This window comes from Bacteroidota bacterium, assembly GCA_016715425.1.
Taxonomy (GTDB): Bacteria; Bacteroidota; Bacteroidia; order Chitinophagales; family BACL12; genus JADKAC01.
Genome location: JADKAC010000005.1, coordinates 351800 through 375781 on the forward strand (window position 1 = coordinate 351800; position 23982 = coordinate 375781).

The following is a 23982-nucleotide window of genomic DNA, read 5'->3' on the forward strand; positions in this document are numbered from 1 at the left end:
GTATCCGATTGCACGATTAGTTTTAAGTTTGTAAGTAGTTCAGCGTATGGATAAAATAGTTAAAGCACTTATCATCACTTATTATTGGCCGCCTTCCGGTGGCGCTGGTGTGCAGCGTTGGTTGAAAATGTCAAAATATTTCAGGGAGTATGGAATAGAACCTGTGATATATACTCCCGAAAATCCGGATATGGCAATGCAGGATAGTTCATTACATGCTGAAATTCCCGAAAATATTAAAGTATTAAAACAACCGGTTTGGGAACCGTATGATGCGTATAGAAAATTGCTGGGAAAAAAGAAAACAGAATCCGTGAATCAGGGATTTATTTCTGAATCAAAAAAATCCGGGTTTTTAGAAAAATTTGCAATTTGGGTGAGAGGGAATTTCTTTATTCCGGATGCAAGAAAATTCTGGATAGAACCATCCGTAAAATTTCTTTTAAAATATATTTCTGATAAACCGGTGGATATCATTATTTCAACCGGACCACCACATAGTATGCACATGATAGCGCTTGCATTAAAACAAAAAACCGAGTTACCATGGATTGCAGATTTCAGAGATCCCTGGACAAATATTGATTTCTATGATCAATTGCATTTATCTAAATGGGCAGATAAGCAACATCATTTTATGGAACAACAAGTGTTGCAAAATGCAGATTGTGTTGTTACGGTGAGTAATAGTTGGGCAAAAGATTTTATAGAATTAGGCAGAAAGGAAGTGGAAGTAATTACAAATGGATTTGATGAAGCAGATTTTCCAAATGAAAGTGTAGAATTATTTTCAGGCTTTGTGTTGCATCATATCGGCTCCATGAATAAAGATCGCAATCCACATGTTTTATGGAAAGTATTAAAAGAATTATGCGCAACAAATTCTGATTTTAAAAATGATTTAAAAATTATGTTGACCGGTAAAAATGATTTTGCAGTTATTGAATCAATAAAAGAAAATGGATTGTTTTCACATTTGGAATTGATCGAATATATGCCGCATGCTGAAATTGTAAAGCAAGTGCCTAAGTCAACAGTATTATTATTACCGTTGAATGATACACCGAATGTTGCAGGTGTTATTCCCGGAAAATTATTTGAATATCTTGCAGCTAAACGACCAATATTATGCATTGGCGATTCAACAGGAGATTCCGCAAAAATTATTACAGAATGTAATGCAGGATATGTTTGTGATTTCACGGATGCGCATGCAATGAAAAATGCGTTGATTGATATGTATCAAAAATTTCGCAACAATACATTGCAAGTAAATTCAAAAAATATAGAACAATACACTCGTAAAGGCGGCGCTAAAAAGTTTGCGGAGATTATGCATGGATTGGTAAGTCTCTGATGTTGCATGAGATTGCTTCGTACCTCGCAATGACGCTCCGATTGATTATTTGCAGAAATAATAAGTACTTTTTTTAAATCTTCACGATAACTCCGAAATTCGATTCTGTGCGTCATTGCGAGGAAGGAACGCAGTGGATGACGAAGCAATCTTAGGATAGGAAGAAAAATAATTTGATTAAATAATGTTGAGTGAGATTGCTTCTTAAATCCGGAAGGCAGGCGCAATGACGCTCCGATTGATTATTTTTTGGTAATTAGAAAGAATTTATTTCCCTCCCTTTTAAGGGGGGGAAAGGGAAATGGAAAATAAAAATTTTGAGATTGCTTCGTACCTCGTTCAGAAATTACCCACCGATTGGTAAATCACCAATCACTTCAATAATACGTTTGGTTGCTTTGCCGTCCCACAATGGTGGCACATCTCCTTGCTTATATTTATCAGATTCAATTTGATCAATATATTTTTTCAGCAATTCAAAATCCCACTCCACTAATGTATTGCTGCCGATTTCGATAGTGCTTGGTCGTTCTGTATTCGGACGAATAGTTAGACAAGGTATTCTTCTGAAAGTAGATTCTTCCTGAATGCCGCCACTGTCAGTTAAAATATATTTACAGTCTGCAATTAATTTTTGAAATGCAAAATAATCCAGCGGTTCTGTTAGAATTAAATTTTTATTTGTGGTGAGTTTTTCTAATAAATGATATTCTTCAAAACGTTTTGTAGTTCGGGGATGCATTGGGAAAATTAATGTTTGGATAGCAGTGATATAATCAATCAGTTTCAATAGTTTTTTAGCGCCTTCAATATTATCTACATTCGATGGACGATGAATAGTCATCAGCACAAAATCTTCATTACTACCTATTTTCAATTGTTGTTTTATATCCGAAGCTTGAATTTTTTCTTCAAATGCCACCATCGTATCAATCATGGTATTTCCAACAAAAAAAATATGTTCTTTTTTTCTTCCATCTCGCAGCAAATTATCTAATCCGCTTTGTTCAGTTACAAAATAATAATCACTTAATTCATCTGCCGCCAAACGATTAAATTCTTCGGGCATAGTTCTGTCGTAACTGCGCAAACCACTTTCAAGATGTGCCAAAGGAATTTGCATTTTATTAGCTGTAGTAGCTGCTGCAAAAGTAGAGTTCACATCACCCACCACAATTAATAAATCAGGAGTGTATTGTTCCAGAATTAATTTCTCTAATGCCAACATAATTTTCGCCATCTGTGTATTCGGAGTTCCACTTTCTATTTGCATAAAATAATCGGGAACAAGATCGAACTGTTCAAAAAAAACATCTGCCATATTGCGGTCGTAATGCTGACCGGTATGCACAATTTTAATTTCGACATTTCCCGCAGCCAATGCTTCTTTTCTGAATTGGGTAACCTTAATAAAATTTGGACGAGTACCGACAACAATGAGTATTTTTTTCATATTGCGCCAAAGATACATATTGCATTACTGCTCTCTTTTATATGTAGTTGACATAACAAATTCCGTGTTTGCAAAATCTAATATTTAAATTTGACACACATTAAAAATTACTATGCAAAATAAAATTCTTCTCATCGGTGCTTGTGGTCAAATTGGTTCTGAGTTAACAGCTTACTTACGCAATAAAAAAGGCAATGAAAATATTATAGCCGCTGATATTAAAGAACCACCTGCGGCAATTGCCGATGGTCCGTTTGAAATTTTAAATGTATTGGATAAACAAGCGTTGGCTGATTTAATAAAAAAACATGAGATAACAGAAATTTACAATCTTGCTGCCATGCTTTCTGCAACAGGTGAAAAATATCCATTGAAAGCATGGGATTTAAATATGAATGGATTATTAAATACATTGGAACTTGCAAAAGAATTACCTATAAAAAAAATATTCTGGCCAAGTTCAATTGCAGTATTCGGACCAAGCACACCGGTTAATGATACACCACAATTAACAGTGATGGAACCACAAACAATTTATGGTATCAGCAAACTTGCCGGTGAACGTTTATGCGAGTGGTATTTTTTAAAACATGGTATTGATGTGCGCAGTATTCGCTATCCCGGTTTAATAAGTTATAAAGCAGAACCCGGCGGAGGCACCACAGATTATGCAGTGGATATTTATTTTCAGGCAAAACGAAAAGGCAGTTACGATTGCTTTCTTGAAAAAGATACTGTGTTGCCAATGATGTATATGCCCGATGCATTGCGGGCAACAGTTGATCTAATGGAAACAAATGCAGAACAAATTAAAGTGCGTTCTTCTTATAATGTGTCGGCTATGAGTTTTTCTCCGCAAATGATTAGTGAAAGTATTAAAAAACAATTACCTGATTTTGCTATTTCTTACACTCCGGATTTTCGTCAGCAGATCGCCGCAACATGGCCACAAAGTATTGATGATTCAGTTGCAAGAAATCATTGGAACTGGAAACCGGAATACGATCTGGATGCAATGACGAAAGATATGCTTGAAAATGTTAAGTGATAGGAAAAAAAGTAATTACGAATTATATTTTATTTCTCCAAGTTTGGCGTCCTCGCCAATCCTTTTAATAAAACATTTACCACGAATTAAACTAATCTATGATTTGAAATTCTAATGCACGAATATATTTTTATTCGTGCACTTGCCTACCGAAGGCAGGTTCGTATTATTTATTCGTGCATTCGTGGCTGCATTTTTTTTTCTTTTTTTGATTTTTTTTTCTGGTATAGAAATCAAAATTTAAATTGGATTTATTTGAATAAAAAATTCCACTTTAATAAATTAAAAAATCAAATTAAAATATTTAGTGCTAAATAATTTTTATTACCTTAGTCATCTAAACCAATTTATCATGAAAAATTTATTTACTAAATCTACCCCCCCCTCAGAATCTTACAAATAGCATCATGCTTAATCTGTTTTCTGCTTTTTAATTTTAATAATATTCTTATGAGTCAAACATTGGTAAACCAACTTTGGCAACTTGAATTAAACTATCCTGATACTGTAGAATGGAATGCATCTATTTTAGATGGTGGTTATCTGATTACCACAGGAAATACATGGAATGGTGCAACTCAAAAAACAAACATCGTTACTACAAAAACAAATCAGGGTGGCAGCATTGTTTGGCAAACTGAATACAACGGAACAGCAAGTGGTTTTGATTATGGTGCTGCATTAATTAAAGATGGCAGCGGTAATATATTTGTTGCAGGTGCTACTAATGCATCCGATGATTATACTTATGATATTGTAGTAATTAAATATAATTCAATTGGAGTGCAACAATGGGCTACCACTTTTGATGGTACAGGTGCCGGTAATGATATACCTTCCGATATACTTTTAATAGGTACTGATATATATGTATGTGCCGCAAGTATTGGAATTACTACCGGATACGATTATTTATTATTAAAATTAAATTCAGGTGGTACAGTGCAATGGAATAAGCGATATGATTACACAAGTTTATACGATATACCCGGTCATCTTATTAGCAATGGTGGAACCAATATAGTAGTGAGTGGTGCGAGTCAGTCCTCAGCCACAAATTGGGATTATACTTCACTTAAATACAATCCGTCAGGCACATTAATTCAGACGCAACGCAGCAGTGCAGCAGGCTATGGTTTCGACAGACCAACAGGATTAGTTACCGATGGCAGCGATAATTTTTATATAACAGGTTATACTTATAATGGTACTGACTACGATATGCGCACAATAAAATTAGATGAAGATTTATCACCTGTTTGGACAGTAAGCGAAAACGATGGCGGAGAAGATGGCAGCAATGCAATATGTATAGATGGTAGTGATAATATTTATATAGCCGGCTATGCAGAAAATTCGGCTGATAACAAACAAATAAAAATAGTAAAGTACAACAGCGGCGGAACTTTGCAATGGGAAAAAATACTGCAAAACAGCAGTAACGATATAGAAGCGCAGGCAACAGGAATAACATATAATAGTACAAGCGACCGTGTAGTAATTACAGGTTTTTATGAATATACATCAGGCAAAAAAGTGATTACCACTTTTGCATTAAGAACGGATAATGGAAACCTCACCTGGAAAAAAGAATATCCAAATCTGGGAGAAAGTATTGATATACCAACAAATGTATTAGCTAATAATAATTATGTTTGGGTATATGGTAGAAGAACTGTAGATGATACCACCAGATATGTTACGGTGAAGTATGAGACGTGGGAAAAACCTAATACAAATATTTTAGATAGTTTAGATAGACCTATATATAGAGATAATGAAGTTATCATCAGATTTAATCCCGAACTGCTTGATAAGAATTTTATTGACAACAAACAACAGGTTTATACAAATCTTGCAGATGTTTTGATAGATACAACATATGATAAAATAGCTTCACTTTTAAAGGGTAATGGAGTTCAATTTACACCAAAAGCAATTAAAATTTATAAACAGTTTACAAGTAATGATTCTACTTCGATTAGCCGAACTGGAGAGACAATAAAACTTACCGAATTTTGGGCAAGTATTTTAGTGACATGCGATCCGAGTGTTGATGAATTTAATTTATCAGATACACTTTCAAATATTACAGGAGAAATTTTATATGCTCATCCTAATTGGATAGGATTTCAGTTTGATGATGCTAATGATGAGGATTATAATACACAGCTAAGTTTATTTACTGAAAATCCTGATTTTGTAAATGCACACATTGAAATAGAAGATGCTTGGGATATTGAAGTTGGAGATGAAAACATTAAAGTTGGTATATTGGATAATTCTATTGATTGGTCACACGAAGATTTTGGAGATGGAACACTTTCTGGTAGTAAGATAAAAGGGGGTTTTGATTTTGCAAATTCTGTTGATTTTGCTTCTATGGGATTGCCAACAAGTAATGACCATGCAACAAATGTAGCGGGTATTATTGGAGCTTTGCGAAATAATGAAATTGGGATTGCAGGTATAGCTGGTGGAGATAATACTACCGGAATTAATAATGAAGGGGTTAGCATTTACTCTTTAAAATGTTTCTATGAAGATGCCATTCTATCAGTTACTTCGTTGTCAGAAGCATTAGTTACTTCTTCTATATCTGGTTTGGAAGTATATCAAGGTTTAAATATTTTGAATTTAAGTGGGGGCTTTTTAGAAAATGCAATAAATGAAGATACACCTGAATTTAGAGAATTACAATCAGCAGTTGATTTAGCATACAGAAATGAAGTAGTTTTTGTAACTGCAAGAGGGCAAGTAAACCAATCAAAATTTGAGGAAGATGGCGATGAACTTTACGCATGGCCAGCCAGTTTTCTCCAAAATAAAAATTATTGGACAATATGTGTAGGTGCGGCAGGAAATAATGGAGAAAGAAAAACACCAATAAATAGTGACCCCTCTGACGAGATTGACGAATTTTATTCATTGATTGGAGGAGGAATAGATTTAATTGCACCAGGAACAAGTGATTTAATCTGGACAACGGGCATTTCAAGTGATGCTGATGCTTCAAATGATTATATTGTTTTTAGAAATTCTTCAGCGGCTGCACCCCATGTTGCAGGTGTTGCTGCTTTGATGTTAAGCTATGTCAACGATAATCCAATGGTTTTTAATAATCTTTCTCCAGAAGATGTTGAATGGATTATTCAGGAATCAGCAGATAATTTTCCGACAAGTGAATATCCTGCTGAATACGATGATTTTACGGGACACGGAATGTTAAATGCAACTAATGCTTTGGAGTGGCTTGAACTACCTTATAACAAAATCATTCATTATCCTATTAGCGCCCCAACATCGTTAGGTTATTATAGATTAGCTGAACCCGATTATATTAAAATATTTATTGCCGATCCGCCCGGAGGGCTTGCTGCTGGTGTTTACTTAGCAGAAGTATGGGATGTTGATTTTGTTTATAATCATTCCATACCCGCAACAGCTACATTTATTGCTGGATGGATTAGAAACAGCACAACCACAGGATTAGAACCTATTGATTTAGAGGAAGAGGATTATATCATTCCTTCAGTAACAAATATCTTCGGCTCTGATTATCTTGATGATTTTGATATTTCTTCAACTACAGCAAAAATAAAATCAAGAGTTTATAGAATTACTTACACACAATTTGGAACAGCAGTAACACCTTTTTATTATCCTAATGCACCAGAAGATGTGGAAGTAAATTATTCTATTTATATAAATGACCCCGCCGCTACAAATATTGAAACTGCAGCATTTAATGATGCCAATGTAGTTGTCTTTCCTAACCCTACAAATGAGTTATTAAATATAATTATAGACGATCATATTTGCATTGAGAGGATAGATATATTTAATATGAATGGGGAGAAGGTATTCAGTAAAAATAATTTTTCAATAGAATCTTTTTTTTCAATTAATATTAATTTTTTGTCTTCTGGATTATATAATATTCAAATAACTACCAACAATAAATCTTTTAATACTAAAATAATTAAGTATTAAATGAAACGCCTTTTCTTTATTGCAGCTTTGTGCATATTTTCACAAAGCTGTTCAATTGACAACAACTTAAATCCACCGTGCAGCGAACCTGGGGGCTGGGGTTATGCAACAATTGTTTCTCCTGAAAATAAACCATACAGAAATGCTCCTTCATCAAATCCACTAAATTTTTATGAATTTGCATATATAGCGTTAGACAACGGAATTGAAGGCTATTGGAAGTATGATTTATTATCAAATACTAAAAAATTAATTAAAGAAATAGATGCTGATGAACCCCTTGACTGGAATATAAAAGACTGGATTGTTTTTGGTAGCAATGCACAAATATATATTTGTAAAAGTAATGGAGATAGCCTTATGCAATTAACTTTTGAAAACTATAATTATGATCCATCATGGTCTCCCGATGGTGAATATATAATTTTTAAATCAACCGTTTCAAATTTTAGAGTCATTAATCGTTTGGGACATCACTTTAAAGATTATAATTCAACTATCTATGCAGGTAATTCTTCCAGTTGGTCTCCTGATGGTGAAAAAATTGCATTTATTTCTACATCAAATGAATTTAATAAATCGTTAATAGCCTATTTTGAAATTTCTACACCAGAAGATATTCATTATATAAACGGAACAGATATAAAATTTAATGGATCAGCACTCTTAGGACCATTAGATTGGTATCCGGATTCTAAAAGACTGCTCTACAATTATAATAATGATATTTATTTAGCAAATATTGAAACGGGAGATATTCAATTAGTGAAAGAAGGTGTTGATTGTATAAGTTATAATTACCATACAATTTTAACTGATGGTGAAACCATAATCTCTGTTAAACAAGAAAGCAGTTATGATTCAAAAACAAATACCGAATTTCATGATTATGATTTAATTCAAATTAATCCGGATGGCAGTGTGTTTACATTGCCATATTAATATATTTCCCTATCATTTGGTATTATAAGATTTAACAATAAGGAAATGCAGAGATGAATCTTGTTTTAACAAATAAATATGATGAAGCCACAAATACAACATATAATTATATTGATCTTATTCATAAATTTCCGGATGGATCGGAAGTAATTATTCCTTATTGAATTCTGTTATTATAAAATTACTTTTTTCCGAAGGTTGACGTCCACGCCAATTCTTTAAAAGTTTTACCACGAATTACCAGAATCTATTTTTATTCGTGCACTTGCCTACCGAAGGCAGGTTCGTATTTCTTTGTTTGTGAAATTCGTGGCTTCATTTTTTCTCCGTGGTTGGCGTCCTCCAATCCACGACTTTATTTTTCCGCAATAATTCCTACACCCTGCGCTTTATGCATACCTGCAATTTTCCATGCAAAAAATGCGAGATATGCAAAACAACATACACCCACAATATAACTGTATTGAATACCAAGCAATGCATCATCGGATAGAAATCCTTGTATCAAACTAATTATACCACCACCCATAATCATCATGATTAATAAGCTGGAAGCAGTATTGGTTTTATCACCCAACCCTGCAATACTTAAAGTGAAAATGCATGGCCATAATGTGCTGCAAAATAATCCTACAGATATAAATGCAAACACACTTATTAATCCACTTGAGAACATGCCGACAAATAAAGAAGTGATTCCAAGAAAAGAATACAACAATAATTGCTTTACCGGATGGCCTTCACTTATCGCATCCGCAGTGGCTAAAACTATTACTAAAAATAAGTAAGGATAGAATTGAGAAACAGAATGTCCGGCAATAATATTTACCAATAAAAAAATTCCAAATGCAAGGAATGGTAATAAAATACTCAAGCGCATTTTTGTTAATTCGGGTAAATTAAAAGCACCCGCAGCGGATGTCCATCTGCCAATCATTAAACTCGCCCAGAATAATGATACATAAGGTGCAATTTCATGCTCGCCTGTATTCAGATGTTGACGCATAAATTCAGGTAAATTGGAAGCAGTAGAAACTTCAACACCAACGTAAACAAAAATTGCTATCATACCCATCCATACCTGCGGTTTTTTTATTGTTTGAGAAAAGCCTGTATGCGTAATATTTTTTTCACCAATATGATCGGGTACAGAAGAAAGTTTTATAAATATTGCAGCAATAATAAATGCAGCACCGAGAATGAGATACGGAATTTTTACCGCTTCTAAATTCATGGTTGTTTCTGCTGTTGGTAATCCACCAAAAATTGCAAAGGCAACTATCACCGGACCAATTGTAGTTCCCACATTATTAATTCCACCGGCAAGACTCAATCGCATATTTCCTTTTTCAGGATCACCCATATTTATTGCAAGTGGATTTGCTGCAATTTGTTGTAAAGAAAATCCAAGACCAACAATAAATAATCCGCTGATTAAAAGAAAGAAAGATTGCGTATCTGATGCCGGAATAAATAATAAAGTACCTAATGCAGAAATTATTAATCCCAATGCCAATCCATTTCTGTAACCTAAAGAATTTAAAATATCTTTTTTGAGAATAGAAGTAAGTATAAAATACACTAATGAACCAATGGTATAAGCAACATAAAATGCAAACGAAATCATTTGCGATTGCCATTGTTCCAGATTTAATGCAGATTTAAAAACTGGAATGAGAATATCATTACTTGCCGCAACGAATCCCCAAAAAAAGAAAACCGAAATTAATGTTATCAGAGCCATGCCTGAATTTTTTGAAGTAGCTTGCGTCATTATATTTTGTTAGAAGTAAAGATTTAAAGTTGCCAAATAATAGTGGTTCAAAAATGGAAATAACTTTGCAACACTTTATAACGAATTTTACACATACTTAAAACTGAATGATGGAACTTAAGAAAATTGGTGTTTTAACTTCCGGTGGTGATGCACCCGGAATGAATGCATGTATTCGTGCTGTTGTGCGCACAGCCATTGCAAACAAATTAGAAGTAGTAGGTATTCAAAGAGGATATGAGGGAATGATTGACGGAGATTTTATCACCATGTATTCGCATTCGGTAAGTAATATTATTCAGAGAGGCGGCACCATTTTAAAGTCTGCACGCAGCGAAAGATTTCATACTAAAGAGGGAAGACAGAAAGCGTATGAGCAAATTAAACTTGCAGGTATAGAAGCATTTGTTGCAATTGGTGGAGATGGTTCATTTCGTGGTGCTACTAAATTTTATGATGAACACAAAGTGCATTGCATTGGTGTTCCCGGAACAATAGATAATGATTTATTCGGAACAGATTTTACTTTAGGTTTTGATACTGCAATCAATACAGCAATTGATGCAATAGATAAAATCAGAGATACTGCTGATTCACATAACAGATTATTTTTTGTGGAAGTAATGGGTCGTGATGCAGGATTTATTGCGTTGAGCTGTGGTATTGCCGGTGGTGCAGAAGCAGTTGTAATTCCCGAAACTGAAACCAATATTGAAAACCTGATACAGATTCTTGAACGTGGTTGGTATCATAAAAAAAGTTCTGCGATTGTAGTGGTTGCAGAAGGTGATGAAGCAGGTGGTGCGTATGAAATTGCCCGCATGGTAAAAGAAAAATTCAGTGAGTATGATACTCGTGTTGCAGTGTTTGGACATATTCAAAGAGGCGGAAATCCAACAGTGTATGATCGCATTTTAGGAAGCCGTTTGGGTGCTGCTGCAGTGCAGGCATTAATGGAAGGAAAATATAATAAGATGGTGGGAGTGCGCAATCTTGAAGTAGCATTTACACCATTTTCAAAAGCAACAAAACATCACGGAACTATCAATCAGGAAATGTTGCATTTATTAAATGTGCTTGCACTTTAAAGCAAACTGCGTTGACGCATACATTCATATAATACCATTCCGGCCGCTACAGAAACATTATAAGAATCGAACTCCTGAATAACAGGAATGGAAGCTAAATGTGTAAGACGTTTTCTTAAAATATAACTGATGCCTGTGTCTTCACTTCCAATTATAAATGCAAGTGGGGGAGTTAAATCAAGAGTATAAATTTTTTGCTCTGCATTGGCATCTGTTCCAATAAGTAATAGTCCGTTTAATTCGAGATAATCAATAACTGCCTGCAAATTTTTTTCTCTGCAAACCGCAATTTTATACAATGCACCTGCAGATGTTTTAATAGCTTCAGAATTAATGGGAGAAGTATCTGTAAATGGAATTATTAAAGCATGTACACCGGCAGCATAAGCAGTGCGAGCTATTGCACCAAAATTGCGCACATCAGTAATTCCATCTAATATCAATAGTAAAGGAGTTTCTCCTTTTTCAATTATTAATGGTAAAATATTTTCTATTTTTTGAAAATCAACAGCAGAAGTAAATGCAATTACTCCCTGATGATTTCCTCCTGTAATAGTATTTAATTTTTCTTCTGGAACAGTTTTAACAGGAACCTCTTTTTCTTTAGCGAGTTTGCGAATATCATTCACTGTTTCACCATGTGCACCTTGTTGCAATAATATTTTATCAATTGGTTTTGCAGCCTGTAATAATTCAATTACAGGCTGCCTGCCAAATACGATATTATCATACGCTTTCCGCTTATTGTCCCGGGAGTGGTGTGGCTGGTTTCTCATCTAATATAGAAGGTAAATTATTGGATGTTCTTAAACTGTTCCACTCTTGTTGAATGCTTGTACTTAACTCTGTTTCATTTGCTTTTTTTGCAACATTTACTGCGGATGCCAAACAGCGTTCTGCATCCCGCATATCCGATTCATATTGCACTCGTGTTAAATAGTTATCCGCAGAATTATTATACATCTTCCACCCGAAAAGGTGATGATTAATATAGCGTGTTAAATAGTTATCCGCAGAATTATTATACATCGCATAATAATATTCCAGATCATCCAAACAAATTTCTTTTAATGTTTTAACTATCGCTATTGCTTTATCATTAGCACCAAGAATCTGATAATAATTTGCGGCATTAATCATATTATAATCGTAAGGAAAAGAAGATGCAGGAAATTTTTCCATCATCAAATCCATAACCGTGAGCGCCATTTCTCCTCTTTCCTTTGCCAATTCCTGCAAACCATTACCCACTTCATTTAAGCTGGTATCTGTTTGCTGCGAAAGCATTTGTGTTGCTTGCTGTTCGTAGTTCATTTTTTCCTGAATTAAATCACCCGCAAGTTGCTGATAGTTCACATATTTTGATGTAAGTATAGAGCCTTCAGAACTTGGATCGAGATGCATTTTTTCGCCATTTTCCACACCACCGTAATTAAATAATTCCTGATGATTCACTAACAGATCATAAGTGATATCTGTATTGGCAGCTTTGTTAAATCCATTGCCTTCATTTTCCACCGGAGTTATTCTGTAAGCCATACCTGTTTGCATAAAATATTTATCCAAACCGAGATTTGCATCCGGCGAAACAGTGATTGCAAAACATATTGGTCGTTTAGAAATATTGCTTGCAACAATATCCAAAAGCATTAAATCATTTTTTAGAAGTGTGGTGTTTTTTAATGTGAAATTCATTTCTTTCACAATTCTGTTTTTTAATGTTTCATCTACCACATTATTGTCGGCAACAGATGAAGAATCCACTGCTACTTTTATATTTTGAGATGGTATATAATTATCACCTTGCGCATTTAATGCTTCTTGTTTATCGTTGCCCATAAACATTACCATCTCTTTTAAATCCAATGTGCGGTTTTTGAATTTACTGTTCTTATCAAAACGAATTGCATTGCGTTTATCGCCCAATATTTTATCGGCACCTAACATCAAATCAATTTTGCCCGCATCATTTGTTGCATGTCGCAATTGATTGATATACCAATCCACACCTAATAAACTCAAGTTAATTATGCGTATATCCGTGCGGATTCCTTCTACTTCCTGCGCATACCATAATGGATAAGTATCATTATCACCTTGTGTAAATAAGATCGCATTTTGCGGACAAGATTCTAAATAATTTCTTGCAAAGTCACGAGCTAAAGTTCTGCCATGTCTGTTGTGATCATCCCATCCCTGCGAGCCCATAAGTATAGGTGCAGATAAACAAATGACTGTGAGAATTATGGCTATTACTTTTTCATTTTTCAAACTTCGAAATAATGCACCCGAAATAAGCGAGAGCACCATTATAATTACACCGGAATAAACAAGTAATGCAATAAAGCTATCAAAATCATATACCGTTAATCCGGTAATAAAAAATATGATCATGATAATACCGGAATACAATAAATACTCAGTAAGTTTTTTCCTATCTATACTTTTTCCTAAATCATACAATGCCAATAATCCAAAGCCAATCCAAATAGCAAATGCAAAGAAAGCACCTACCAATGCATAATCACGTTCACGAGGTTCCACTGGTGGTTGATTGCTATTGATAAGGTTCATCGCACCCATGAAAAAGAAGAATAGAAATATTACAATAAAGCCATTGCGATCTTTTCGAATTTGATACACCATTCCCAACAATCCCAGAATAAATGGAATCATAAAATATTTATTGCGGGCATCATTGCTCAACAAACTTTCAGGAAGATCTTGCAGATTCGGATTTTTCATTTTATCAATTGCTGTTATTCCCGTAATCCAATTTCCATTTTTCATACCCTCATGATAAAATCCCTGTTCATCATTTTGTCTACCTGAAAAATTCCACATGAAATATCGCCAATACATAAATCCTAATTGATAATTGAAAAAGTATTTCATGTTATCACCATATGTAGGTACATAGGTTTGTTGTTGATCCGAAGGCACACCAACGAAGTTGTAATACAATCCTGCATGTCTGCTTTCCAATGATCCCATTCTTGGGAAAATCACTTCTTTGTTGCGGCCTTTAATCACTGCAATTTGTTGTGGACTTAATCCTGCTCCGGATAATTGCTGATCAGATAATTTATAAATGATTTTAAAATCTTTACCGATAGAAACATATTTATCTTCTCCCTCTACACGGCCCCATTTATCTTTAGTGTATTCTATATCTAATGGTTGAGCTGTCCATAGTGGACCATATACTAAATCTCTTGAACCGTATTGTTCACGTTTTAAATAGGAGAGAAAACTATTTACATCGTTAATGCCATTCATATTTATCACCGGTTCTGCAGCGGCACGAACAAGCACCATTGCATAGGATGATAAACCAATCATCATCATTGTAAAAGAAACAAGTGTGAGATATAAAATGCGTTTTTTATTTTTTATAGAATACCAAATACCATAAAGTGCAGCACCCATAATTATTATAGAAAACAATAAAGCACCTGTACCGAATGGAGCGCCAAATCCATTTACAAAAGTTCTGTCTAATGTTGCTGCAACACCAATTAATTTATCCAATACACCAAATAAAATAAATGCTAAAACAAGAAAGCTGATTCCGAAAGCAACCCAAAATCCTTTGCGTGTATATTCATAATTTTTAAAATAATAAATCAGCCCGATTGCAGGGATTGCGAGTAAACCTAAAAGATGCACACCCATACTTAAACCCAGCATCAAAAAAATAAATATTATCCAGCGATCGCCTGTGTGAGTATTTGCATGTTCTTCCCATTTAATCATTGCCCAAAAAATTAATGCAAAGAAGAATGTTGCCAATGCATACACTTCACTTTCCACAGCACTAAACCACATACTATCTATAAATGTACAAGCAAGTGCGCCGACAATTCCACTACCCATAATGAGTGCAGTTTGCACACTGTCCGGTTCATTATTTCCGGCTATCATTTTTCTTGAAAGCCTTGTGATTATCCAAAAGCAAAATAATACTGAAAACGATGTTGACAATGCAGAAAAAATATTTGTCATAACAGGCACTTGCTCTGGTGAGCTTGCAAACAATGTGAATATGCGGCCCATCATCAAAAAAATCGGAGCCCCCGGTGGATGCACTACTTGTAATTTATAAGTGGCGGCAATAAATTCACCACAGTCCCACCAACTTGCACTGGATTCCATTGTCATCAGATACACAATAGATGCAATTGCAAATATGAACCAACCCGTAATATTATTGATCCGGCTGAATTTAATCATAGCATTTTTTTATTTGAAGCGGTAAAGATAAACATTTGACTATACCGCATCCCTAAAGAGTTTGTGAGAAAAAGCTGAATTTCGTGGCTTTGAAAAAGCTTAACATAATTTATGATGATGATCACCTTGTGGTGATAGACAAACCTGCGGGCTTACTTGTAATCCCCGACAGAAAAGGTGCGCCCTCAGTTAAAGAGTATCTGAATAATTTGTTCCCCGGTATTTATACTGTGCATAGAATTGATAGAGATACAAGTGGTTTAGTAATTTTTGCAAAGCATGCAGAAGCACACAGGAATTTGTCTATGCAATTTGAATCACATAGTGTAATTAAAAAATATCAGGCATTTGTTAGAGGTAGATTACCTGAAAAATCTTTAGTGATTGATAAGCCTATTGGTAAACATCCACGCAAGGCAAATGTGATGATAATTGACTCTCGAGGTAAAGCAGCGCATTCGGTTTGTACGGTAATTGAAATTTTTAAACATGCATCTTTTGCAGAAATAGAAATCAGTACAGGAAGAACACATCAGATTAGAGTGCATTTGCAATTTGCTGAATATCCATTATTGGTAGATCCTGTTTACGGAAATAAAGAAGCTTTTTATTTATCTGAAATAAAACATAATTATAAAGCAAAGGAAATAGAAACACCGATAATTCAACGATTGACTTTACATGCAAATTTTCTACAAGTGAAACATCCTGATTCAGGAAAAGAAATTTCTTTTGTTTGTGAACTACCGGCTGATTTGCAATTGCTTTTAAAAATGCTAAAAAAGTATGATGCGGTGAATTAATACTATCAGGATAAGGAAGGTTTATTTCCAATTACATTTTGAGCTTGAAATTCTTGTTATTGTTGGTGTATCTAACTTTCCCTTCGGGATAAAATTTTAGCCACGAATTCACGAATATTTTTAAAATCACGAATGCACGAATAAAGGATAATTCATTCGTGCATTCGTTTTTTTATTCGTGCATTCGTGGCTATTTTTTTTCCTTAATTAGACGCTTAAATATTGACATAAAAAAAATTTCGGTGCTTATTATTTAAAAAAAAAAGAGCCAACTTTCGCTGACTCTTTTTCTTAGGGTTTTCAATTTGTTTTTATTAATCGCTCAACCGTTATTTCACTGTTGCCGGTGTATTTAACAAAATAGATTCCGGAAGGCAGGTTTTGAATTTCAATATTAAATGTATTTATGCCTTCGAATAATTCAACAGATTCTGATTTTACCATTTCACCTAATTCATTTGTAATGATTAGTAATCCGTTTTCATCATATACTGATTCCAAAGTAACCTTCACATAATTATTTGCAGGATTTGGAGCTAAAGTCATTGACAGTCTTGCCTCAATTCCTTCATTTAATTTAGGTGATGTTTTTGTTCTTATTTTAAATCGGAAAGAACAAGGTTCGCATTCAAATCCACCACAAACAGGATAAATAAACACTTCGTAATTGCCATTTGCTGTTGGCGTATATGTTACAGGTAATCCGTATCCTGTAGTAACTGTTGTGCCATTTCTTTTTACTATCCATGAATAAGTTGCTGCACATTCTCCATAACAAGTATAGGTGCCATTGATAGTTATTGGTGAATTGATTTTCCAATTATATGAAGTGCCGCAAGATTGCCCATACATTGTTTTTGTAGCGTTGCTTACAGTAAATAATCCCCATGAACCACAATCGCAAATCGGTGCATCTTCAACCACAAATGTTATAATGCAAGTTCCGCATTCATTTCCATTACATGATCCAGTAAAGGTGAGTGTATATGTACCGGGAGTTGAAAAGGTAAATGTTGGTAATCCGCTTCCTGATGAAGTTACAGGGCCTGTTAAACTCCATTCCAAATCTGATCCGCAAACTGCTGGGTCGCCAATACATAAATATCCTCCAGCAACGAAATTAATATTCGTTCCGATTTGGAAAGTCGGTAGAGTATCTCCGCATTCAGAGACGATAGAATAATCAAAATCTCCGGGTACATCTACTATTGCACCGAAGGTTTCCCAATTTCCGCATTCACATCTTGATTCTTCCACCACAAAAGTAATTACACAACTATCGCATAAATTACCTCCGCAATATCCGTAAATAGTTAACACATAAGTACCTGAAGTGGTAGTTGCAAAAGAAGGTAATCCTGTTCCCGATGCAGTGATTGGGCCATTAACATTCCAGGTTGTTAAAGCATCGCAAATTACAGGATCACCAATGCAATTAATTCCGCCACTATTAAAAGAAATATATCCAAATGTTTCTATGCCGGAATATGTACCGCCACATTCCACATCATAAGTATCAATACCACCACCAGATTCATCGGTTAAATTAAATGGTGTCCATGTTCCGCATTCGCATTCTTCATCTGCTATTTCAAAATAAATGATACAAGAGTCGCAAATGTTTCCACCGCATTCACCATATAGAGTTAAAGTATAAGAACCAGCAACAGAGAAATTAAATGTAGGGTAACCAGTTCCGGATCCACTTACAGGACCATTCATATTCCATGTAATTGCACTGGTGCATAATGAATCTCCAATACAAGTATAACCACCTGCATAAAATACTATAGTATTCCCCACTTCAAAATCAATAGTATCTCCACAATTTACATTGCCATTAATTGCATCATAGGAATCAAAACTAAATGTTGTCCAATCACCACATTCACACGAATTACATTCAGGTAAAGTAATACAAATACTATCCATAGTATGGCAGCACCATCCTGTTGAATCAGCTAATGTAAGATCAAAACAAATTGTGGTTCCCGGAAGATAAATTCCCGGATCAATAATCACAGTTCCGGAATACGTACCGGCAGGTAAAATTGGAGATGCAGGTAATATCGGATTCGGAATAATATTTACGTAAGGAGAAACACTTGTAAATACTAACATGGTAACCGCCTGCGCACTATTATTTGTAAATGTATAATTGTAAGAATAAGTACCATCCTCATTGCAAATAATATCTCCTAGTATTTCACCGCAATCATTTTCCATTGGTGAAGTACAATAAAATAATAATGTATCTACACAAGCAATACTATCACCTTCCATTGCTCCGGGTACTAACCAATTCACTAACACGATTTGTGGACTTGTTGTGGCAGGTGCAAGGTTTAAACAAATGTCAACAAGCGATGCAATATTTCCTGTTGGAATAAATCCTGCATTTGGAGTAAAGGTCATTTGCGATGCATTACCCATTCCTGTCCATGATCCTAAATAAGGAAATCCTACTTGAGCAGAACCGATACTTGCACCCGGTGTTATCGGAACAATTTGTATCCCTGAAAAATAATTGGAAAAATAATTATTAGTAATTGAAATTGACTTACAACATTCTTCGGTTGAATCTGCACTTACACTTATGTTTTCACATGGATTACAATTAGGAATAGGAATACAATACAGTGTTGTATCATGACAACAAGAATCTGTATTATACAAGGATGCTTTGAAACAAATATCTGATGGCAGTGGTCCCGCTGGATAACTTACTGTGATAAAAATTGGTGCAGATGTTTGCCCTTGTAATAAAGTTAAAGGCACAATATAATTTGGCGTTAAAGTAAATGGTGTTGTAACATCATGCAGCCATAAATATGTAGATGTTGCAGTGTTATTATTTGTAACTAAAAGTTCAATGGTAAATGTGCCATCTTCATTGCAATAGATAGTGTCTTCCAAATCAAAACAATCCGTTGAATCGCAATTAAGTGGAGTGTATTCAAAATCTGTTGAATCAACACAACCATTTAATGTGGTTGCAATTAATGATACTGTATATGGAATTCCATACACCGGCATATTCAACGGACTTAAAGATAAATTTTGTGTTGTGGCAACAGTTACATTATTAATTTGCCAATCATAGGATAACATATTTGGTGGCCCGGTAATAATATTTGGAACAGGATTAATACAAGCAGAATCACAACCAATTGGCAACATACTCAAGTCAGGTAATGGATGAATAGTTACTAATGAAGATGCTGATGCAGTGCAACCTAATGCATCAGTTACTGTAACGCTGTATGTTCCACTGGATTTAATAAATACAGGATTATAAGTATAACTATTGCTCCACAAATAACTAATTGCAGTTGCTGAATTCGCTGTCAGTTGAATTGAATCTCCTGAACATTTTCCACTTGGATCACTGTTCGTGATATAAACAAAAGGCGAAGGATTTACATTTATCGAAATGGAAGCAGAATCATTACATCCTGTAGCAATATCAATTGCAGTTAAACTTATAGTATGTGATCCGGGAGACAAGGAATTAAGTACTAAACTATTTCCACCGAAAGCAGGATTTCCATCCACTATCCAATTCAATGTATAAAAACCATTGAGGTTAGAATTAATGGTAACAGGGTCATTGCTGCAAAGAGGATTTGGTGATGCTGTTAATGCAATTATTGGTGTTGGATTAATAATTACCGGAGCAATATTACTTGTAATTACACATCCATTTATATCTGTTACTTCAACCGTATAATTTCCGGATTGAACTGCCAGATAAGAATTGGAAGTTGCACCCGGAATTATTGTTCCATTATTATACCATTGAAATAAAGTATAAGCACCTGCACCCGGAATCGTAATTAATGTGGGGCCACAGGATGGTGTCGCATAAATTAAATTAAATGCTGGTGGTGGAGTAACAATATTAATTGTATCAAAAACAGTAACAGTACATCCGTTTGCATCAGTTCCGGTAACAGTAACTATATAGGATCCGGTGGCATTAAAAATATGTTGCGGATTTTGAATATTTGAACCGTAAGTATCTCCAAAATCCCAGCTCCAATCTACAATAGGTCCACCTAAAGTAATTGCACTGAAATTCACAGGCCCATTGCATCCTGTCGGAACAATTGTGGCTGAAATTGCAGGTCCATTTAAAATAAAAGTTTGTGTTGATATTGCTTGACAACCGGCAGCAGTATAAACAGTTAATGTAATGGTATAAGTACCGGGTAATAAATAAGTATGCGGACCTGGTGTTGCTGATGTTGTTGTAAATCCATCTCCAAAATCCCAGAAATATCCGGTGATATTATAGCCGGGTAAATAGGTGGAATAATCCGAAACAGAAACAGTATTACAAATAATATTGTAATCAAAATCGGCAGCTACAGGAACAACAATAACTGTGCATGCAGGAGGAGGAGGACAACAACCGGGATCTGAATTTTCATAACAAACTGTGTAATAACTTGCTGTTGCATAAGTATGCGAAACTGAATTTCCTGAACCGCCTGTTAAATCTCCAAAATACCAAAATGGTGTTCCGGAACAGGTTGAATTTGCACTGAAATTATATATGTTACAATTCGGATTTCCTTGAGTGGCTGTGGGTGTATTATTTACACATGCGCAATTTGTTGGAAGTTCACAGCTATCAACTTCAGGACAAGCAACTATGTAATATGCTGTGTCTTTACAACCATTATTATCAGTAACAATTACGGAATATGTTCCAGTAGAAGTTGCACTTATTGAGCTTGTAGTATCGCCACTCGGTGACCATACATAGTTATATCCGCCAGGGCCATTCAGTGCAACTAAATTCACTGTGTCTAATAACACACCATTTGTATCACACACGCTAATATTTGACTGAGAAATAGTTGTAGAAGGTGATGAAAATGCAATTACATTAATATAATCTTTTGCGGTGCATCCATTAGCATCCGTACCAATTACATAATAATTTCCTGGTAAGCTTACAGTGGCTGTTGGTCCGCCCAAAGGATTATTAGCAGCATTGAACCATGAATAACCAGTTCCGCCTGTTGCGGTGAGAACGGTATTTGAACCCGGACAAAAAGGTGCAGCGCTTGCAGTTATTACAGGTAAAGCATAAATAGTTATTGGTAAAGAATAAGTGCCCGTTAAAGAAAGACATGTTGTTTCGGTAACTGTAAGAGTTACATTTTGTGGTGCATTCGGAATTACAGAATGCCATTCAATTGTTGGCGTTGCAGTTCCTTGTCCGCTTATTATTGTTCCTGCGCTTGGTGGAGTGATTGTCCAAACTACATTTGATAATCCGGGATAGCTGAGGATAGCTGTGTATATTTCATTTTGATCTGGGCAAACAGTTTGATTTCCTGTAAATGTAGGTGCAGGGATAGCAGGGGCATTTAAATTTAATATTGATGATGCAGAACAGCCATTTTCTGTTACAGTTAAGGTGAGTGTTCCGCTGGTAAATCCTGCAGGTAGTGTTAATGAAAAAGGATTTCCATTTCCAAATGCGGTATTAAATAATACATCTATAAAATACCAATTATAAGTTGCACTGGCAGAATATCCTGATGTGGAATAATTATAAGTGCCTTGAGGACAAACAATGATTGGTCCTGTAATTATTGGAGTAACCGGAGTTGGTTTAACCACCACTGTAATAGTTTGAGGATTGTTACAAACAGCACCCGCAGGAATTGTATTTGCAGTTACGGTGTAAGTTCCTACTGTATTAAAAACAAAGGAAGCTGATGTTCCTGATTGTGGGGAATTACCAGGAGAGGTGGTTACCCAATTGCAATTATATGCTGAAGAAAAAAATGTAGGAGGACTATTTTCGCATACACTCGTTGGACCAAAAATGTCTAAGCTTGGTCGTACTTTTATTTTAATAGTATCTGCTCCTTCGCAATCCAAAATGTCATTCACCATATTACAAATGAGCGTATAATTTCCGGGCGTATTAAATGTTACCGATTGAATATAAGGAGGTGTATTGTAAGGTAAAATTGTAGTTGTTGATGAGGGATCAATTAATGTCCAAGTATATTGTGAACCCGGAACATAAGGTGCATTATACATTTCTGTTGCACCAACACAAACTACTAAAGGACCTAAAATATTAAAGTTGCCATTGGGCATAATAGGAACTGAAACAGTAGTTGTAGAAGCACAAACAGCAGGTGAACAACCTGATACGGTTAACGCAATTGTTCCAACAGGACCGGCACCCCAATCCACAGTTATACATGAAGTTCCTAATCCTGAAATAATAGTTCCTCCTGTTACTACCCACGTATAAGTGCAACCAGTTACACTTGTGCAATATTGTACTTCAGGTTCATTTGAACAAACAGGAGTGATACAAAAAATATCAGGTCCGGGAAGATCACCAACTACTACAGTAATAGTATCAGTATTACTACAACAATCTGTACTTGCAGTTAAAATAACAGTATAAGTGCCGGGTAGGGAATAACTATTTGTAACATTGGTAGCACCTAAAGTTGTGGTATAATTTCCATCCCCAAAATCCCATGTATAAGAGGTAAATGGTCCGGTGGAATTATTTATAAATGTGATTACTTCATTTAAACATGCATTAATAACACCGCCAACAATTGCAGAATTTGAACCTATAGAAACTGTGCCATTTGGATAAGCGGAAACTCCATGTACACAAGCGGGTTTTGTGTTTGTACAACCTGCTGCATTTGTTTCTTCTACGCATAAGGATCCGCATTCGCCTGCTCCCGTTCCTCCGGTTGTGTTCCATTGCACCATTACCGAATTTGTTCCAAGTCCACTAATAATTGTTCCTCCGAAAATGGTCCAGTTATAAGTACTGCCTGGTGTATTTATTACAAAATAATTTACGATCTCATCCACACAAAAAGTATCACAAACCAAATCGCTTCCTCCCACTCCTCCATCATCAGGTTTAATTGAGCAAGGATTTTTTGCATATTGGATAAGAGGTTCTGGTATTGAATAAGCATTGATATTAAAAGTTTCTGTGGTTGTTCCGTTATCTGCAGTTAGAGTATAGATTCCGACAAGCGTCCAGTTAATAGAAACGGTATTTCCTGCCGCATTAAGTGCTGGGCCGGTTGGCGAAATTGTCCAGGTTATATTTCCAGTTAAACTAGTTGTATAGGAAGAAGAAGTTCCAATACAAATGGTGGAATCGCCCGTTATTTGAGCCTGGATTTCAAAGCTGCAAAAAATACAAAATAGTGAAATGGTTAATGCAGCTAAATGGCGTGTAAAATTTGGTTTCATGTTAATTGGTTTTTGTATAATATGA

11 protein-coding genes are annotated in these 23982 nt (G+C 35.1%); 6 read left to right on the forward strand and 5 right to left on the reverse strand.

Features of this window, described 5'->3' with window-relative positions; all coding sequences use genetic code 11:
- The first annotated feature begins 55 nt into the window (after window positions 1-55).
- Complete coding sequence (locus IPN31_07365) at window positions 56-1357, forward strand: glycosyltransferase family 4 protein (GenBank protein MBK8681706.1); 1302 nt, start codon at window positions 56-58, stop codon at window positions 1355-1357.
- A gap of 346 nt (window positions 1358-1703) precedes the next feature.
- Here IPN31_07365 and wecB read toward each other — a convergent pair whose 3' ends face one another.
- Window positions 1704-2810, reverse strand: coding sequence for a UDP-N-acetylglucosamine 2-epimerase (non-hydrolyzing) (gene wecB, locus IPN31_07370; GenBank protein MBK8681707.1), 1107 nt, complete (start codon window positions 2808-2810; stop codon window positions 1704-1706).
- 112 nt (window positions 2811-2922) lie between these two features.
- On the opposite strand from wecB, the gene IPN31_07375 reads away from it, so the two are divergent.
- From IPN31_07375 to IPN31_07385, 3 genes are all read left to right on the forward strand, one after another.
- Window positions 2923-3858, forward strand: a complete 936-nt coding sequence (locus IPN31_07375) for an NAD-dependent epimerase/dehydratase family protein (GenBank protein ID MBK8681708.1) — start codon at window positions 2923-2925, stop codon at window positions 3856-3858.
- Window positions 3859-4308: 450 nt separating this feature from the next.
- Window positions 4309-7851, forward strand: a complete 3543-nt coding sequence (locus IPN31_07380) for a S8 family serine peptidase (GenBank protein MBK8681709.1) — start codon at window positions 4309-4311, stop codon at window positions 7849-7851.
- Window positions 7852-8793: a PD40 domain-containing protein gene (locus IPN31_07385; protein ID MBK8681710.1), complete on the forward strand. Its 942-nt coding sequence runs from the start codon at window positions 7852-7854 to the stop codon at window positions 8791-8793.
- A 355-nt stretch (window positions 8794-9148) separates the two neighbouring features.
- On the opposite strand, the gene IPN31_07390 is transcribed toward IPN31_07385, so the two are convergent.
- On the reverse strand, window positions 9149-10567 hold the full coding sequence (locus IPN31_07390) for an MFS transporter (protein MBK8681711.1): 1419 nt from the start codon (window positions 10565-10567) through the stop codon (window positions 9149-9151).
- 107 nt (window positions 10568-10674) lie between these two features.
- Here IPN31_07390 and pfkA point away from each other — a divergent pair, with 107 nt between their 5' ends.
- The gene (gene pfkA, locus IPN31_07395) at window positions 10675-11655 is read left to right on the forward strand and encodes a 6-phosphofructokinase (GenBank protein ID MBK8681712.1); all 981 of its coding nucleotides are present in this window, start codon (window positions 10675-10677) and stop codon (window positions 11653-11655) included.
- Here pfkA and rlmB read toward each other — a convergent pair.
- The gene (gene rlmB / locus IPN31_07400; GenBank protein ID MBK8681713.1) at window positions 11652-12431 is read right to left on the reverse strand and encodes a 23S rRNA (guanosine(2251)-2'-O)-methyltransferase RlmB; all 780 of its coding nucleotides are present in this window, start codon (window positions 12429-12431) and stop codon (window positions 11652-11654) included. The two genes, pfkA and rlmB, sit on opposite strands and share 4 nt — an antisense overlap.
- Window positions 12397-15888: a DUF2723 domain-containing protein gene (locus IPN31_07405; GenBank protein ID MBK8681714.1), complete on the reverse strand. Its 3492-nt coding sequence runs from the start codon at window positions 15886-15888 to the stop codon at window positions 12397-12399. The genes rlmB and IPN31_07405 overlap by 35 nt, the downstream gene beginning before the upstream one ends.
- Before the next feature lie 89 nt (window positions 15889-15977).
- Here IPN31_07405 and IPN31_07410 point away from each other — a divergent pair, with 89 nt between their 5' ends.
- Complete coding sequence (locus tag IPN31_07410; protein MBK8681715.1) at window positions 15978-16691, forward strand: RluA family pseudouridine synthase; 714 nt, start codon at window positions 15978-15980, stop codon at window positions 16689-16691.
- 300 nt (window positions 16692-16991) lie between these two features.
- On the opposite strand, the gene IPN31_07415 is transcribed toward IPN31_07410, so the two are convergent.
- Window positions 16992-23957, reverse strand: a complete 6966-nt coding sequence (locus IPN31_07415; GenBank protein MBK8681716.1) for a PKD domain-containing protein — start codon at window positions 23955-23957, stop codon at window positions 16992-16994.
- Window positions 23958-23982: the final 25 nt, after the last annotated feature.